A 15,090-nucleotide genomic window follows, 5' to 3' on the forward strand; every position below is an offset into this window, starting at 1 on the left:
GAACCCGGGCCTCCGGGCCGGCTGCGGCGGCAGTCGGCCCGGCCCACCCCCCACCATCCGAACCTGTACGGGAGTTGTGACCCATGCGGAGCCGTCACGTGTTCCACGCCGTCGACTCGCACACCGAGGGCATGCCGACCCGGGTGATCACCGGCGGCTTCGGCGTCATCCCCGGCGCCACCATGGCCGAGCGCCGGGTGCACTTCCAGGAGCACCTGGACCACTTCCGCACCCTGCTGATGTACGAGCCGCGCGGCCACGCCGCGATGAGCGGCGCGATCCTCCAGCCGCCGACCCGGCCGGACGCCGACTTCGGCGTGCTCTACATCGAGGTCTCCGGACTGCTGCCGATGTGCGGGCACGGCACCATCGGGGTCGCCACCGTGCTGGTCGAGACCGGGATGGTCCCGGTGGTCGAACCGGTCACCACCGTACGGCTGGACACCCCGGCCGGACTCGTGGTCGCCGAGGTGCACGTCGAGGACGGCGCCGCCAAGGCGGTGACCATCCGCAACGTGCCCTCCTACTCGGTCGCCCTGGACCGCAAGATCGAGGTGCCCGGCTACGGCACGGTGACCTACGACCTCGCGTACGGCGGCAACTTCTACGCCATCCTGCCGCTCGCCGAGTTCGGGCTGCCCTTCGAGCGCGAGCGCAAGCAGGAGATCCTGGACGCCGGCCTGGCGATGATGGACGCGATCAACGCGAGCCCGGACCGGCCGGTGCACCCGGAGAACCCGTCCATCCACAGCTGCCACCACGTCCAGCTGCTCGCCCCCGGCTCCACCGCCGAGCACTCCCGGCACGCGATGGCCATCCACCCCGGCTGGTTCGACCGCTCGCCCTGCGGCACCGGCACCTCGGCGCGGATGGCCCAGCTGCACGCGCGCGGCGAACTGTCCCTCGGGCGGGACTTCCGCAACGACTCCTTCATCGGGACCACCTTCACCGGACGGCTGGTCGAGGAGACCGAGGTGGCCGGGCGGCCCGCGGTGGTGCCCACCGTCACCGGGCGGGCCTGGGTCACCGGCACCGCCCAGTACTTCCTCGACCCGAGCGACCCGTTCCCGGCGGGCTTCCTGCTCTGACCCCCCTCCTCCCTCCTTCGTTCCCCGTACCTCCCTCGAAGGGCTGCTGGCTGTGACCATCACCTCGTACAACCCCGCCGACCCCGCCGACCTCGTGGTCGCCGTCGAGGAGCCCGGCGCCGAGGCCGTGCGGGCCGCCGTCGGGCGGGCCCGGGCGGCGCAGGGCGACTGGCTCGCCGCCGGAGCGGGCGCCCGGTCGGCGGCGCTCGGCCGGATCGCGGACGCCGTGGAGGCGCACGCCCACGAGCTGGCCGCGCTGATCGTGCGCGAGGTCGGCAAGCCGCTGGCCGAGGCGCTCGGCGAGGTCGCCCGCACGGCGGCGATCTGGCGCTACTACGCGCAGGCGCCGTACGCGCCCTCCGGGGCGGTGCACGAGACCGCCGCCGGCCCCGGGCTGCTGCTCACCCGGCGCCGCCCCTACGGGGTCGCCGGGCTGATCGCGCCGTGGAACTTCCCGCTGGCGATCCCGACCTGGAAGGCCGCGCCGGCCCTCGCCGTCGGCAACGCGGTGGTGCTGAAGCCGGCGCCCGAGGCGACGGCCTGCGCGCTGCGGCTGGCCGAGCTGGCCGGGCTGCCCGAGGACGTGTTCACGGTGCTGCCCGGCGGGGCCGAGGAGGGCGCGGCGCTGGTGGAGACCGCGGACGTGATCTCCTTCACCGGCTCGACCGGCGTCGGCCGGGCCGTGGTGCGGGCCGCGACCGAGCGCGGGGTGCCGGTGCAGGCCGAACTCGGCGGGCTGAACGCCGCACTGGTGCTGCCGGACGCCGACATCACGCAGGCCGCCGGGCACATCGCCGCGGCCATCGCCGGGTACGCGGGGCAGAAGTGCACCGCCACCAGCCGGGTGATCGCGGTCGGCGCCGCCCACGAGCCGCTGCGCGAGGCGCTGGTCAAGGCGCTGGCGGCGGTCGACGACGCGGTCTGCGGGCCGGTGATCAACGCCGCCGCCCGGGAGCGGCTGACCGGCGCCGTCTCCTCGGCCGTCGAGGCCGGGGCGAGCGTGCTCACCGGCGGCCGGGTGCCCGAGCGGGACGGCTGGTACGTCGAGCCGACCCTGCTCGCCGAGGTGCCGGCCGAACACCCGCTGGCCCGCGAGGAGTTCTTCGGCCCGATCGCCGTGCTGCACGCCGCGGCCGACCTCGACGAGGCCATCGCGCTCGCCAACGACACCCCGCACAGCCTCTCCACCTCGGTGCACACCCGCAGCCTGGACGTGGCGCTGGCCGCCGCCGACCGGCTGGACGCGGGCATGATCCGGGTCAACGCCCCGTCCAGCGGCGTCGACTTCCACCTGCCCTTCGGCGGGGCCAAGGGCGCGAGCCACGGCGAGCGCGAGCAGGGCCAGGCCGCCCTGGACTTCTACACCGTCAGCCGGACCGTCAGCGTGCTGCCGGGAGGTGGCGCCTGATGTTCGTCCGCACCGTCGACTACCACACGGCCGGCGAGCCGTTCCGGATCGTGCTGGACGGCGTGCCGCCGATCCCCGGCGACACCGTCGCCGAGCGCCGGGCCATCGCGCTCGGCGCGGGCGGCAGCGCGACCGCGCCCCGGCCCAGCGCGCTGGACGACGTCCGGCAGCTGCTCGTCCGCGAGCCGCGCGGCCACGCCGGGATGTATGGCGGCTTCCTGGTGCCGCCGGACGACGACGAGGCGCACCTGGGCGTGCTGTTCTGGCACAAGGACGGCTACTCCACCGCCTGCGGGCACGGCACCATCGCGCTCGGCGCCTGGGCGGTGGACTCCGGACTGGTGGCCGCTCCCGAGGACGGCGTGGCACGGGTGCGGATCGACGTGCCGTCCGGCCGGGTCACCGCCCTGGTGCACCGGGCCGGCGGGCGCACCACCGGGGTGACCTTCCGCAACGTGCCCAGCCGGGTGACCGCGCTGAAGCTGCCCGTGGAGACCTCGCTCGGCACCGTGGAGGTCGCCGTGGCGCACTCCGGCGCCTGCTACGCCTCGGTGTCCGCGGCCGCCCTCGGGCTCGCCGTGGAACCGGATCGGCTGCCCGAGCTCACCGCCGTGGGGCGGGAGATCAGGGCCGCGCTGGCCGGCGCCGAGGCGGTCGCGCACCCGACGGACGCCCGGCTCTCGGGTGTGTACGGGGTGGTGCTGTACGACGAACTCCCCTCGGTGGACGGGGTGCTGAACCAGCGGAACGTCACCGTCTTCGCCGACGGCCAGATCGACCGCTCGCCCTGCGGCTCCGGAACCTCCGCCCGGCTGGCGGTGCTCGCCGCCGAGGGGCGGCTGGCCCCCGGCGAGCCGCTGCGGCACGAGTCGATCATCGGGACGGTCTTCTCCGGCCGCTTCCTGCCGGGCGGCGACCCGCAGGGCGAGGGCGTGGTCACCGAGGTCGGCGGGGCGGCCTTCCGCACCGGCGAGCACGGCTTCGTCCTGGAGCCGGACGACGAGCTGGGAGCGGGGTTCCTGCTGTGAGCCGGACATCCGAGAGCCGGACATCCGAGAGCCGGGCCGCCGCCGAGAGCCGGACGGCCGAGAACCGGACCGCTGTGGTTCCGAGCGACCCGAGCCCGACCGCACTGCCCCGTACGGCGGTTGTGCCGCTCCAGTACGCCGTGGCGGGCACCGGCGGAGTCGGACCCGCCGGTGCGGTGGGGGCGATCGAGCGGGTGCTGCTGGACGGGTTCGACCCGGAGGCGGCACCCGCCCGATCCGCCGTACCGGTGCCCGCCGGGGAACTGCTGATGATGCCGGCCGCCGCCGGGCCGTACGCGGGCGTGAAGATCGCCGGTGTCGCGCCGGCCAACCCGGAGCAGGGGCTGCCCCGGATCACCGGCAGCTACCTGCTGCTGGACGGGCCCACCCTGCAGCCGCTCGCCCTGCTGGACGGCGCCGCACTCACCGCGCTGCGCACGCCCGCCGTCACCGCGGCCGCGCTGCGGCGGCTGGCGGTGCCGGAAGCCGAGCACCTGGTGCTGTTCGGCTCCGGGCCGCAGGCGTACGGGCACCTGGACGCCCTGCTCGCCGTCCGGCCGCTGCGCCGGCTCACCGTGGTGGCGCGCAACGCCGACCGGGCGCAGGCGCTGGCGGTGTACGGGCGGGAGCTCGGGCTGACGGCCGAGGTCGGCGGGCCGCGGGCGGTCCGCGAGGCGGACCTGGTGGTCTGCTGCACCACCGCGCGCACGCCGCTGTTCGACGGCGCGCTGGTGCCCGCGCACGCGGCGGTGGCCGCGGTGGGCTCGCACGAGCCGGACGCGCGGGAGGTCGACGAACTGCTGGTCCAGCGGGCCGAGCTGTACGTGGAGGCGCGCACGGTCGCGGGCCGGGAGGCCGGGGACCTGCTGATGGCGGGTGTGGCCGGGCGGCAGCTGTGGAACCTCTCCGAGCTGGTGCGCGGCGACGCGCTGGTGCCGGACGGGCGGCCGCGGTTCTTCAAGAGCGTCGGGATGGCCTGGCAGGACCTGGCCGTCGCGGCGGAGGTGTACCGGGCCGCGTCGTAGGGCGCCGTTCAGTCGCCGAGGAACATGAGCCAACTGCCCGGGGTGGCGGCGCAGTTGGCGAGCAGATTGCGCAGGTCGCGGACGGCCGCCCGCTGCTCCCCGGTGGTGCAGCGGGCGAGCAGCGCGGTGGCCTCCTCGAAGGCGGCGCCGGCGTCCTGCTCATTGAACAGCGTGTCGCCGTACGGGTCGATCCGGCCGAGCCGGTGGTCGGACGGACGGGCGTGCGCGGCCAGGGCGTCGGCGAGACCGGCGCCGTGGTCGGTGGACAGGTGCAGCAGGTTCGGGCTGGTGCGGCGGCCGTTGTTCGGGCGGCCGTCGTACAGCGCGGCTTCGATCGACAAGTGCGTTACTCCTGGCCGTGGTTGGGAGTTGTGAAACCGGAGTCGGCGCGGCGGGAAGGGATCCCCCGCTGCGTCGGCTCCTCACGTTTTCCGGCCGTCTCCCGGGCTTTTCGGGCCCGTCTCTCGGCTCGTCTTTCGGTTCGTCTTTCGGTTCGTCTTGCGGGCAGGCGGTCCGGTGCCGCGGGTCAGGCCCGGTCGTCGGCGTAGGCGGTGAGCAGGCGGGCCAGGTGCTTGCCGGTGACCAGCAGCGGCTGCTCGCTGCGGGCGACCTGGGCGGCGAGCTCGGCGCCCTCCAGGGTGCTGATCACGGTGCCGGCCAGCTCGCGGGCGTCCTGCTCGCCGATGCCGGCGGCGAGCAGCCGTTCCGCCACGACGGCCCGCCAGTTGGCGAAGGCCTCGGTCACCGCCTCCTCGATCACCGGCACCCGGCCGACCGTCTCCAGGGCCGTGCTGGTGATCGGGCAGCCGTCCTGCCAGTCGGACTCGCGCAGTTCCGTGGCGAGCATCCGGGTGCAGGAGGTCATCGCCTCGCCCAGGTCCGGCGAGGAGCCGAGCCCGGCGCGCAGCAGGACGGCGAACTCCTCGTCCCCGTGCCGGATCGCCTCGGCGGCCAACTCCTGCTTGCCGCCCGGGAAGAAGTGGTAGACGGAGCCGAGGGTGGCCTCGGCCTCGCGGGAGATCTGCTTGATTCCGGTGCCCTCGTACCCCTGGCGCTGCAGCAGCCGGGAGGTGGCCCGGACGATCCGCTCGCGGGTGCCGGGCTTCGCTTCGGGCTTCGCGCTCGTCTTCGAGCTCGTCCTCGCGTTCGTTTTCGCGTCGGCTCTCTCGGGCGTGTTCACGCCGCGATCCTAGCCGAGACTCTGGGTAGAGCGTTCGTTCCAGTCCTGTGCTAGCGTCGGCCCGGCGTTCTAAATAGAGCGTTCGTTCCAGAGGAGGGGAAGCGCATGTCCGTGGAGCAGCAGGCGCGGCGATCCGTGACGGTGATCGGGCTCGGCCCGATGGGGCAGGCCATGGCCGGGGCGTTCCTGGACGCCGGGTACGCCGTCACGGTGTGGAACCGCACCGCCGGGCGCGCCGACGCGCTCGTCGCCCGGGGTGCGCGGGCCGCATCCGACGCCGGGGCGGCGGTGGCGGCGAACGACCTGGTGGTGCTCAGCCTGACCGACTACGACGCGGTGTTCGAGGTGCTGGAGCCGGTCGGGCCGGCGCTGCGGGGGAGGACGATCGTGAACCTCGGCTCGGACACTCCCGGGCGGGCCCGCGAGGCCGCCCGCTGGCTGGCCGAACGCGGCGCCGGCCACCTGACCGGCGGGGTGCAGGTGCCGCCGTCGGGCATCGGCAGCCCCGAGTCGTCCACCTTCTACAGCGGCCCGGTCGAACTGTTCCAGCGGCACCGGGCCGCCCTGGAGGTGCTCACCGGGGCCGACTACCGGGGCGACGACCCCGGGCTGGCGCAGCTGTACTACCAGATCCAGATGGACCTGTTCTGGTCCTCGATGGTCGGCTACCTGCACGCCACGGCGATCGCCGAGGCCAACGGCATCTCGGCCGAGGAGTTCCGGCCGTACGCCGTGCCCACCGCCTCGCTGGTGCCGCGGATGATCGAGTTCTACGCGCCGCGGATCACCGCCGGGGACCACCGCGGGGACGTCGACCGGCTGACGATGGCACTCGCGAGCATCGAGCACGTCCGGGACACCGCGGAGGCCTCCGGGGTGGACGGCGCCCTGCCGGCCGTCCTCGCGGAGGCGGTCCGGCGGGGCGTGGCGGCCGGCGACGGTGCGGCCGGCCTGACCACCCTGGTGGGCCGGTTCCGTCGGGCGTAGCCCTCCGTGCGGACCTGAAGATCGTGTGCCGTCGGCCGTTGTCACGGCCGACGGCCGCTGCCACCATGGCATTCGGCGTCACGGAGGGCCGGTCCGGCGGGCCGGTGACGGGTGTTCGAATCACCGGCTGTCGCGTACGCAACGTAACGTGACATTGTACGCTGGTGTTCTGCACCCACCCGGAGGAACACCATGGCCGACCTCAAATCCCGCACCCTGATCTCCGTACAGGAGCGGCTTCGCGACCAGGTCGCCCACGCACTCCGGGCGGCCCTGATCTCCGGCGAACTGCGCCCCGGCGTGGTCTACTCCGCACCCGCGCTCGCCGCCGACTTCGGGGTCTCCGCGACCCCGGTCCGTGAGGCCATGCTCGACCTCGCCCGCGAGGGCCTCGTCGAGGCCGTCCGCAACAAGGGCTTCCGCGTCACCGAGCTGACCGACCGCGACCTCGACGACTTCACCGAGATCCGCGCCCTGATCGAGGTCCCGACCGTCGGCCGGGTGGCGCGCACCGCCACCAAGGAGCAGCTGGAACGGCTGCGCCCGCAGGCCGAGGCGATCGTCGCGGCGGCCCGCAAGCACGACCTGATCGGCTACCTGGAGGCCGACCGCCAGTTCCACCTGGACGTGCTGGGGCTGGCCGGCAACTCCCGCCTGGTCGAGGTCGTCGGCGACCTGCGCAAGCGCTCGCGGCTCTACGGCCTCAACCGGCTCGACGAGCGCGGCGAGCTGGTCTCCTCGGCCGAGGAGCACCTGGAGCTGCTGGACCTGATGCTCGCCGGGGACTCGGCCGGGGCCGAGGCCTGCATGACCCGCCACCTCAGCCACGTCCGCTCGCTGTGGGCCGGCGGCGAGAAGCCCGCCGAGCCGGAGGCCTCGGCCCTGCGACTCGGGGCCCGCCGGAGCTGAACCACTCGTCCGGGTGAGGATCGAGGACCGGGCGCCGGGAGGCGTCCGAGTTCTACGATGATGCTCTCGACATCGGCAGCCAGGAGGAATTCCATGTCCGCCGCAGCAGTGGAAGAGCCCATGGAGCAGCCGACGCTGCTCGAAGCCGCCGAGCTGATCTCCGGGCAGCTCCCCGGCTACCGGGTCGAGATCATCGGGAGCGAGATCACCGTGACGCCGCCGCCGAACATCAAGCACAGCCGGTCGCTGACCAGGCTCATGCGTCTGCTGTTCGCTGCCGGCCTCGACGACGACGCCGTCGAGGTCTTCCAGAACGTGGGTATCTGGCTGCCGGGCGGCCCGTCCGACTTCGCGATCCCCGACCTGTCGATCCTCGACGCGTACAGCGACGATCACTTGATCGAGTACAACTGCTACGACCCGGCGGTTTTCCGGCTCGTGCTGGAGGTGACCTCCTCCAATTTCGGCGACGACCTGAAGAAGAAGCCTGCCGCCTACGCATCGGCGGGGGTGCCGGTCTACGTGATCGTGGACCGGATGAACCAGCGCGTGATGGTGCTGACCGAACCCGACGACGGCGAGTACCGGGTGCACGCCGTCCACCACCCCGGGCAGTCCTTCACCCTGCCGGAGTCGATCGGAGCGTCGGTGACGCTCTCGGTGGACGACGTGCTGACGGCCAAGAAGTAGGTCAGAGCGCCGCCGCGGGCAGGGTCAGCCGGCCGTCGTGGACCTCGGCGACCTGGTCGACGGCCGTCAGGTGGGTGCGGTCGTGGGTGACCAGGACGGTCGCGGTGGCCCGCCGGTGGGTGAGGTCGGTGATCAGGTCCAGGACGGCGGCGCCGCGCTCGTGGTCGAGGGCGCTGGTCGGTTCGTCCACCAGCAGGACGGTGGGGTCGTTCATCAGCGCGCGGGCGATGTTGACCCGCTGGCGCTGGCCGCCGGAGAGCTGGTGCGGGCGGCGGGCGGCCTGGTCGCGCAGGCCGACGGCGTCCAGGAGCTCCAGGGCCCGGGGCAGGGCGGTGCGCGGGGCGCGGCCGTCCAGGTGGGCCATCACCTGCAGCTGCTCCACCGCGGTGAGCGAGGGCAGCAGATTGGGCTGCTGGAAGACGATCCCGATCCTGGTGCGGCGCAGCGCGGTGAGTTCCGCCCGGTCGAGGCCCGTGGTGTCGGTGCCGTCGATGACGACCTGCCCGGAGTCCGGGGTGATCAGGGTGGCGGCGACCGCCAGCAGGCTGGACTTGCCGGAGCCGGAGGGGCCGACGACGGCGGTGAGCGAGCCTTTGGGGACGGTCAGCGAGACCTCGTCCAGGGCCGTGAGCCGGCCGTCGCCGTCCGGGTAGGTCAGGGTGATGCGGTCGAGGGTCAGGCTCATCGGGCGCTCCCCAGGGCGGTCAGCGGGTCGACGGAGGTGATCCGGCGGATGGACAGGGCCGCGCCGATCGCGCCGAGGGCGATCATGACGGCGGCGGGCAGCAGGACGGTCGGGGCGTCCAGGACGAAGGGGACGGCGGAGCCGATCAGCGCGCCGAAGCCGGCCGCGACCGCGGTGCCCAGCAGGGCGCCGAGCACCAGCAGCAGGACGGCCTGGCCGAGGGCGTCGCGCAGCAGGTAGCGGGTGGAGGCGCCGAGGGCCTTGAGGACGGCGATGTCGCCGCTGCGCTGGATCGTCCAGACCGTGAAGAACGCGCCGATCACCAGGGCGGAGATGGCGAACAGGAAGCCGCGCATCAGCTGGAGGGAGCCGTTCTCCGAGGTGTAGGAGCCGATCGCGGTGAGGGCGTCGTCGCGGGTGCGGGTCTCGGTGCCGTGGCGGGCGTCGGCGGCGGCCAGGTCGGCGCCCTTCGCCGTGGTGAGGGCGATGACGGTGGCGTGGCCGGTGCCGCCGGGGGCGGCCTGCTGCCAGTCGCCGAGGGAGGTCCAGATCACCGGGGTGTGGCTGTACGCGGCGTCGCCCTGGACGGCGGCGACCCGCAGCGGGTGGCCGCCGAGGGTGAACTCGGCGCCGGGGGCGAGGCCGCCCAGGTTCTCGGCGGCGGTCTTGGACAGCACGGCCTGGCCGGGGGCGATCCGGGTGCCCTGCGGGGCGAGCCCGGAGTCCTCCGGGACGCCGAAGGCGGAGAGCGCGGCGGTGCGCTGCCCGGCTGCCGCCTTGGTGGTGGTGATGCCGAGCGGCTGGGCGGAGGTGACGCCGGGCTCGCGGGCCCAGCCCTGCCACTGGTCGGGGGTGACCTGGGAATCGGTGAAGGAGAGCTTCTGCCCGTCGGCGGGCTTGCCGAAGACCAGGTGGTCGGCGGGCAGGCCGGTGATCGCGGAGATGTTCTGCCGGCCGAGCCCGGCGGTCAGCCCGGACAGCAGGCCGACCAGTACGGTGATCAGCACGATGACGGTTCCCATCAAGGCGAACCGCCCCTTGGCGAACCTCAGGTCCCTCCAGGCGACGAACACGGTGAACCTTCCTCTGCACAGGTGTTTTCGACTCTTCCACCGTCCCGGACGGAGGGGGCCCGGGGCATCGCGCCGGGGATTGCATCCTGGGCATCAAAGGGAAGAGGTCGAGTTCAACCTTTTGATTGATGCCGGACGCCGGCGCGGAACTTAGGCTGGACGGATGGCGACCGAACGATCCAGAACCACCCCCGTCGCCCGCGTCCTCCAGGTCTGCCTGCACCTGCTCGTTGCGGGCCTGCTCGCGCTCGCCGTCGCCCGGGCCGTCTTCGTCGACCGGGGCGGCGACCCCGCCGCCGTCGCCGCCGCGGCCACCGCGATGGCCGCCGTCTACACCGTCGGACCGCAGCTGGCCGCCGTGCGCCGCTCGCGCCGGGCGGCCGCGCTCTGGCTGGTGCTGCTCGGCGCCACCTGGGCGGGCGTGCTGATCGCCACCCAGGACGGGGTCTGGCTGGCGTTCCCGCTGTACTTCCTGGAACTGCACCTGCTGGGGCGGCGCGGTGGGCTCGTCGCCGTCGGGCTGACCGCCGCCGCGTCGATCGCCGCCTGGTCCTGGCACCAGCACAGCTTCAGTTTCGCCGCCTCGATCGGGCCCGCGCTCGGCGCGGCCGTCGCCACCGCCACCGTGCTCGGCTACCAGGCGCTGTACCGGGAGAGCGAGGAGCGCCGCCGGCTGATCGACGAACTGACCGCCGCCCGCGCCGACCTCGCCGCCGCGCACCACGCGGCCGGGGTGCTGGCCGAGCGGGAGCGGCTCGCCCGGGAGATCCACGACACCCTCGCGCAGAGCCTCAGCTCCATCCAGCTGCTGCTGCGGGCGGCCCAGCGGGCCCTGCCGGAGCGCACCGAGGCTGCCGCCGGGTACGTCGAGCAGGCGCGGCAGGCCGCCCAGGACAACCTGGACGAGGCCCGCAGGTTCGTCCGGGCGCTCACCCCGCCCGCGCTGGACGGCGACCCGCTGCCGGTCGCGCTGGAGCGGCTGTGCGCGACGACGACGGCGCACGGCACGCTGCCCGTCCACCTGCACGTCTTCGGCGACCCGGTCCGGCTGCCGGCCGCGCAGGAGGTCGCGCTGCTGCGGATCGCGCAGTCGGCGCTCGGCAACACCGTCCGGCACGCGGGCGCCTCGCGGGCCGACGTGACGCTCAGCTACATGGAGGGCGAAGTGGCACTGGACGTGTACGACGACGGCGCCGGGTTCGACCCGGTGGTGGTGGCGGCCGGCCGCCCCGACGGGGACGGCGGGTTCGGGCTGCCCTCGATGCGGGCCCGGGCGCGGGCGCTCGGCGGCCGCTTCACGGTGGAGTCGGCGCCCGGACAGGGCACCACGGTGGCGGTGCAGCTGCCGGTCACCCCGGAGGCCGGCCCGTGATCAGGCTGCTCATCGCGGACGACCACCCGGTGGTGCGGGCCGGGCTGCGGGCGGTGCTGGAGTGCGAGCCGGACTTCGCCATCGTGGCGGAGGCGGCCACCGCCGAGCGGGCCGTCGAACTGGCGGCGGAGCCGGGCGTGGACGTGGTGCTGATGGACCTCCAGTTCGGGCCGGGCTCGGTGATGAACGGGGCGCAGGCCACCGCGGCGATCACCGCCCGGGCGGGCGCGCCGCGGGTCCTGGTGGTCACCACGTACGACACCGACGCGGACACCCTGCCGGCCCTGGAGGCGGGCGCCACCGGCTACCTGCTGAAGGACGCCCCGCCGGAGGAGCTCGCCCAGGCCGTACGGTCCGCCGCGGCCGGGCGCAGCGCGCTGGCGCCCAGCGTCGCGGACCGGCTGCTGGAGCGGATGCGGACGCCGGCGGCGGCGCTCAGCGCCCGGGAGACCGAGGTGCTGGGGCTGGTCGCGGACGGGCTGACCAACCAGCAGGTCAGCCAGCGGCTGCACCTGAGCCAGGCCACGGTGAAGTCCCATCTGGTGCACATCTACACCAAGTTGGGCGTGGACTCGCGCACGGCGGCGGTGCGCGAGGCACGGCGGCGGGGGCTGATCCGCCGAGCGTAGGGTGGGGGTGTTCCGTACCCGCAGCAGTGTGAGGAGCGCCCGATGACCGTCCGGCTCGACGAGCTCGCCGTCCCCGTGGTCGCCGCCCCGATGGCGGGCGGGCCCTCGACGCCCGCACTGGTCGCGGCGGTGAACCGGGCCGGCGGACTGGGCTTCCTGGCCGCCGGGATGAGGACCGCCGCCGGGATGTCCGAGCAGATCGCCGCGGTGCGGGCGTCGACCGACCGGCCGTACGGGGTGAACCTCTTCGTGCCGGGCACGCCCGGGGACCGGGCGGCCGTCGCCGCCTACCGGGAGCGGCTGCGGCCCGAGGCCGAGCGGTGGGGCGTGACGCTGCCGGAGGAGGACGGGCCGGACCGGGACGACTGGGAGGCCAAGCTGGCCGCGCTGCTCGCGGACCCGGTGCCGGTGGTCTCGTACACCTTCGGGCTGCCGACGGCCGAGGAGGCGGCGGCGCTGCGGGCGGCCGGGACGACCCAGGTCGGCACCGTCACCACGCCGGAGGAGGCGCGGGCGGCGCAGGCGGTCGGGATGGACGCGCTGTGCGTGCAGGGCCCGGAGGCGGGCGGCCACCGCGGCACCCACCGGGTGACGGACCAGCCGGGGGAGCTGCCGCTGCTCCACCTGCTGCCCGCCGTGCGGGAGGTGACGGCGCTGCCGCTGATCGCCGCGGGCGGGCTCGGCGACGGCCCGGCCGTCGCGGCGGCGCTGCGGGCGGGAGCGGTGGCGGTGCAGCTGGGCACGGCCCTGCTGCGGTCGGACGAGTCCGGGGCCGCGGCCGCCCACCGGGCCGCGCTCGTCGAGCTGCCGGAGACGGTCGTCACCCGCGCCTTCACCGGCCGCCCGGCCCGCGGCCTGCGCAACGCGTTCATCGACCGCCACGGCCCGTACGCCCCGCCCGCCTACCCCGAGGTCAATCGCCTCACCACCCCCTTGCGCGCCGCCGCCGCCCGCCGCGGCGACACCGACGCCATGCACCTCTGGGCCGGTACCGCCCACCACCTGGCCCGCACGGGGCCTGCGGAGCAGATCGTCGCGGAGCTGTGGCAGGCGGCGCGGGGGTAGTGCGTCGGGGGCGCGCAGGACTCGGCGTGTTGTCCCTCGCTACGAGCAGTACGTCGAGGAGAAGGAGAAGGGAGCGTGAGCGTGAAGGGTCGTAGTTGGACCGAGGTGTGGGCTGAGGCGCAGCGGATCAACCCCTGGTTGGCCTCGCCGGAGGCGGAGGCCGACCGGGCTCGGATCCGGAAGGAGAACCTGGCCCGGATTCGCGGCTACGAGCTGGCCGAGATGCGGAAGGCGGCCAACCTCACCCAGAAGGAGGTGGCGGCGCTGATGGGTGTGAGTCAGGCGCGGGTGTCGCAGATCGAGCACGGGCAGGTGGACAGCCTGGACAACCTGCGGGCGTATTCGGCGGCGATCGGCGGCGAGGTCGAGGTGACGATTCGGCGGGGGGAGCGGACGATCAAGGTGGCTTGATCGTCCGCTGCCTTCTCACGCCAGCAGGTCCGCCATCCAGGATTCGACGTCGGTGGCGGTGCGGGGGAGGGCGCCGGACATCAGGTGGGCGCCGTCGGCGGTGATGACCAGGTCGTCCTCGATGCGGATGCCGAGGCCGCGGAGTTCGGCGGGGAGGGTCTCGTCGTCGGGCTGGAGGTAGAGGCCGGGCTCGACGGTGAGGACCATGCCCTCCTCCAGGGTGCCGTCGAGGTAGCGGTCGGCGCGGGACTTGGCGCAGTCGTGGTAGTCGAGGCCGAGCATGTGGCCGCTGCCGCAGAGGGTGTAGCGGCGGTAGAGGCCGTTGTCCTCGGCGAGGGCCTCCTCGGCGGAGACGGGCAGGACGCCCCAGTCGGCGAGGCCTTCGGCGATGACCCGCATGGCGGCGCGGTGGAAGTCGCGGAACCGGGCTCCCGGTCGCAGTGTGGCGATGCCGGCGCTCTGGGCGGCGAGGACGAGGTCGTAGGCCTGGCGCTGGACCGGGGTGAAGGTGCCGCTGAGCGGGAGGGTGCGGGTGATGTCGGCGGCGTAGAGGGTGTCGGTCTCGACGCCGGCGTCCAGGAGGAGCAGGGAGTTCGGGTCGAGGGCGCCGTCGTTGCGGATCCAGTGCAGCACGCAGGCGTGGGCGCCGGAGGCGGCGATGGTGGTGTAGGAGGTGCCGTTGCCCTCGGCGCGGGCGCGCAGGTCGAAGACGCCCTCGATCCAGCGCTCGCCGCGGTGGTGGCGCAGTGCGGTGGGCAGGGCGCGGACGACGTCCTCGAAGCCGGTGGTGGTGTGGTCGACGGCCAGTTGCAGCTGTCCGATCTCCCATTCGTCCTTGACCAGGCGCAACTCGGAGAGGACGGCGGCCAGTTCGCTGTCCCGGTGGTCGCCGTTCGGGCGCCCGGTGGCCTCGTCGACCAGCGGGTCGGTGCCGGCCAGCACCCGGGTGGGCGGCTGGGGGCCGGTGAGCAGTTTGCCGAGGTCGTCGAGGTGTTCGGTGCGCACCCCGGTGAGCTGTGCCGCCTCGGCGAGGTCGGGCCGGGCGCCGACCCAGAACTCGCCGTAGCGGCGGTCGCGGTAGAACTCGCCGCCGTCGCGCGGGGAGCGGGGGCGCAGGTAGAGCACCGGCTCGTGGCCCTCGGGGCCGGCCGGTTCGAGGACGAGGACGTGGTCGGCCTGGTCCTCGCCGGTGAGGCCGGTGAGCCAGACGTACGCGCTGTGCGGGCGGAAGCGGTAGTCGAGGTCGTTGCAGCGGACCTTGAGCCGGCCGGCCGGGACGATCAGCCGCTCGCCGGGGAAGGCGGCGGAGAGCCGGGCGCGGCGGCCGGGGAAGCGGTCGTGGCCGGGGACGCGCAGGTCGGTGGGAATGGGGGTGGCGGCCCACCGGGTGCCCATGAACGAGGCGAGGGCGGGGGAGACCGGGAGGTCGTGGCTCCCGGTGTTGAGGCCGGTCGGGGGAAGGGTCACCGGTGAACTCCTTGGTGGGGCTGGGGAGATGCCTGGCACGGACACAGCTCGGTAACGGGAGCCGTCACCTCTT

General features: G+C 74.3%; 16 protein-coding genes. 11 read left to right on the forward strand and 5 right to left on the reverse strand.

Annotation, left to right across the window (positions count from 1 at the left end):
• Positions 1 to 83 precede the first annotated feature (83 nt).
• The 4 genes from ACFVVA_RS25690 to ACFVVA_RS25705 are packed head-to-tail and all read left to right on the forward strand — an operon-like array spanning position 84 to position 4,549.
• The gene (locus ACFVVA_RS25690; RefSeq protein WP_387693020.1) at positions 84 to 1,088 is read left to right on the forward strand and encodes a proline racemase family protein; all 1,005 of its coding nucleotides are present in this window, start codon (positions 84 to 86) and stop codon (positions 1,086 to 1,088) included.
• A gap of 52 nt (positions 1,089 to 1,140) precedes the next feature.
• Entirely contained in the window at positions 1,141 to 2,496 is a 1,356-nt protein-coding gene (locus tag ACFVVA_RS25695) for an aldehyde dehydrogenase family protein (protein ID WP_387693022.1), read from the forward strand.
• Positions 2,496 to 3,524: a proline racemase family protein gene (locus ACFVVA_RS25700; RefSeq protein ID WP_387693024.1), complete on the forward strand. Its 1,029-nt coding sequence runs from the start codon at positions 2,496 to 2,498 to the stop codon at positions 3,522 to 3,524. Before ACFVVA_RS25695 ends, ACFVVA_RS25700 begins: the two co-directional genes overlap by 1 nt.
• On the forward strand, positions 3,521 to 4,549 hold the full coding sequence (locus ACFVVA_RS25705; protein ID WP_387693026.1) for an ornithine cyclodeaminase family protein: 1,029 nt from the start codon (positions 3,521 to 3,523) through the stop codon (positions 4,547 to 4,549). Before ACFVVA_RS25700 ends, ACFVVA_RS25705 begins: the two co-directional genes overlap by 4 nt.
• A gap of 8 nt (positions 4,550 to 4,557) precedes the next feature.
• Here the strand turns inward: ACFVVA_RS25705 and ACFVVA_RS25710 are convergent, their stop codons facing one another.
• A complete protein-coding gene (locus tag ACFVVA_RS25710; protein ID WP_359901125.1) occupies positions 4,558 to 4,890 on the reverse strand; it encodes a hypothetical protein in 333 nt (110 codons plus the stop codon).
• Positions 4,891 to 5,075: 185 nt separating this feature from the next.
• Entirely contained in the window at positions 5,076 to 5,633 is a 558-nt protein-coding gene (locus tag ACFVVA_RS25715) for a TetR/AcrR family transcriptional regulator (protein ID WP_359901262.1), read from the reverse strand.
• A gap of 201 nt (positions 5,634 to 5,834) precedes the next feature.
• Between ACFVVA_RS25715 and ACFVVA_RS25720 the strand changes: the two genes are divergently transcribed.
• The 3 genes from ACFVVA_RS25720 (at position 5,835) to ACFVVA_RS25730 (ending at position 8,315) form a co-directional block, all read left to right on the forward strand.
• Complete coding sequence (locus tag ACFVVA_RS25720; protein ID WP_387693028.1) at positions 5,835 to 6,716, forward strand: NAD(P)-dependent oxidoreductase; 882 nt, start codon at positions 5,835 to 5,837, stop codon at positions 6,714 to 6,716.
• Positions 6,717 to 6,908: 192 nt separating this feature from the next.
• Complete coding sequence (locus tag ACFVVA_RS25725; protein ID WP_380352892.1) at positions 6,909 to 7,625, forward strand: GntR family transcriptional regulator; 717 nt, start codon at positions 6,909 to 6,911, stop codon at positions 7,623 to 7,625.
• 93 nt (positions 7,626 to 7,718) lie between these two features.
• Complete coding sequence (locus ACFVVA_RS25730; RefSeq protein ID WP_387693031.1) at positions 7,719 to 8,315, forward strand: Uma2 family endonuclease; 597 nt, start codon at positions 7,719 to 7,721, stop codon at positions 8,313 to 8,315.
• Position 8,316: 1 nt separating this feature from the next.
• Here ACFVVA_RS25730 and ACFVVA_RS25735 read toward each other — a convergent pair whose 3' ends face one another.
• Together ACFVVA_RS25735 and ACFVVA_RS25740 are read right to left on the reverse strand one after the other, a co-directional pair.
• Positions 8,317 to 9,000 carry an ABC transporter ATP-binding protein gene (locus tag ACFVVA_RS25735; RefSeq protein WP_380352890.1) on the reverse strand — a complete coding sequence of 228 codons (684 nt, stop codon included), beginning with the start codon at positions 8,998 to 9,000 and terminating at the stop codon, positions 8,317 to 8,319.
• Positions 8,997 to 10,073 carry an ABC transporter permease gene (locus ACFVVA_RS25740; RefSeq protein ID WP_387693033.1) on the reverse strand — a complete coding sequence of 359 codons (1,077 nt, stop codon included), beginning with the start codon at positions 10,071 to 10,073 and terminating at the stop codon, positions 8,997 to 8,999. Before ACFVVA_RS25740 ends, ACFVVA_RS25735 begins: the two co-directional genes overlap by 4 nt.
• A 163-nt stretch (positions 10,074 to 10,236) precedes the next feature.
• On the opposite strand from ACFVVA_RS25740, the gene ACFVVA_RS25745 reads away from it, so the two are divergent.
• The 4 genes from ACFVVA_RS25745 (at position 10,237) to ACFVVA_RS25760 (ending at position 13,550) form a co-directional block, all read left to right on the forward strand.
• Positions 10,237 to 11,445: a sensor histidine kinase gene (locus ACFVVA_RS25745; protein ID WP_387693035.1), complete on the forward strand. Its 1,209-nt coding sequence runs from the start codon at positions 10,237 to 10,239 to the stop codon at positions 11,443 to 11,445.
• A complete protein-coding gene (locus ACFVVA_RS25750) occupies positions 11,442 to 12,074 on the forward strand; it encodes a response regulator (RefSeq protein ID WP_387693037.1) in 633 nt (210 codons plus the stop codon). Before ACFVVA_RS25745 ends, ACFVVA_RS25750 begins: the two co-directional genes overlap by 4 nt.
• A gap of 42 nt (positions 12,075 to 12,116) precedes the next feature.
• A complete protein-coding gene (locus ACFVVA_RS25755) occupies positions 12,117 to 13,139 on the forward strand; it encodes a nitronate monooxygenase (protein WP_387693039.1) in 1,023 nt (340 codons plus the stop codon).
• A 75-nt stretch (positions 13,140 to 13,214) separates the two neighbouring features.
• A complete protein-coding gene (locus tag ACFVVA_RS25760; protein WP_387693041.1) occupies positions 13,215 to 13,550 on the forward strand; it encodes a helix-turn-helix domain-containing protein in 336 nt (111 codons plus the stop codon).
• 15 nt (positions 13,551 to 13,565) lie between these two features.
• Here ACFVVA_RS25760 and ACFVVA_RS25765 read toward each other — a convergent pair whose 3' ends face one another.
• The gene (locus ACFVVA_RS25765; RefSeq protein ID WP_387693043.1) at positions 13,566 to 15,017 is read right to left on the reverse strand and encodes an aminopeptidase P family protein; all 1,452 of its coding nucleotides are present in this window, start codon (positions 15,015 to 15,017) and stop codon (positions 13,566 to 13,568) included.
• Positions 15,018 to 15,090: the final 73 nt, after the last annotated feature.

It is taken from the genome of Kitasatospora sp. NPDC058048, from assembly GCF_042885555.1.
In the GTDB taxonomy this organism is placed as follows: Bacteria; Actinomycetota; Actinomycetes; order Streptomycetales; family Streptomycetaceae; genus Kitasatospora; species Kitasatospora lactacystinica.

Excerpts from the sequence above, each read along its gene's own strand:
- ACFVVA_RS25690 (WP_387693020.1), top strand. The coding sequence starts at position 84 with ATGCGGAGCCGTCACGTGTTCCACGCCGTCGACTCGCACACCGAGGGC.
- ACFVVA_RS25700 (WP_387693024.1), top strand. The coding sequence starts at position 2,496 with ATGTTCGTCCGCACCGTCGACTACCACACGGCCGGCGAGCCGTTCCGG.
- ACFVVA_RS25720 (WP_387693028.1), top strand. The coding sequence starts at position 5,835 with ATGTCCGTGGAGCAGCAGGCGCGGCGATCCGTGACGGTGATCGGGCTC.
- ACFVVA_RS25725 (WP_380352892.1), top strand. The coding sequence starts at position 6,909 with ATGGCCGACCTCAAATCCCGCACCCTGATCTCCGTACAGGAGCGGCTT.
- ACFVVA_RS25730 (WP_387693031.1), top strand. The coding sequence starts at position 7,719 with ATGTCCGCCGCAGCAGTGGAAGAGCCCATGGAGCAGCCGACGCTGCTC.
- ACFVVA_RS25735 (WP_380352890.1), bottom strand. The coding sequence starts at position 9,000 with ATGAGCCTGACCCTCGACCGCATCACCCTGACCTACCCGGACGGCGAC.
- ACFVVA_RS25745 (WP_387693035.1), top strand. The coding sequence starts at position 10,237 with ATGGCGACCGAACGATCCAGAACCACCCCCGTCGCCCGCGTCCTCCAG.
- ACFVVA_RS25755 (WP_387693039.1), top strand. The coding sequence starts at position 12,117 with ATGACCGTCCGGCTCGACGAGCTCGCCGTCCCCGTGGTCGCCGCCCCG.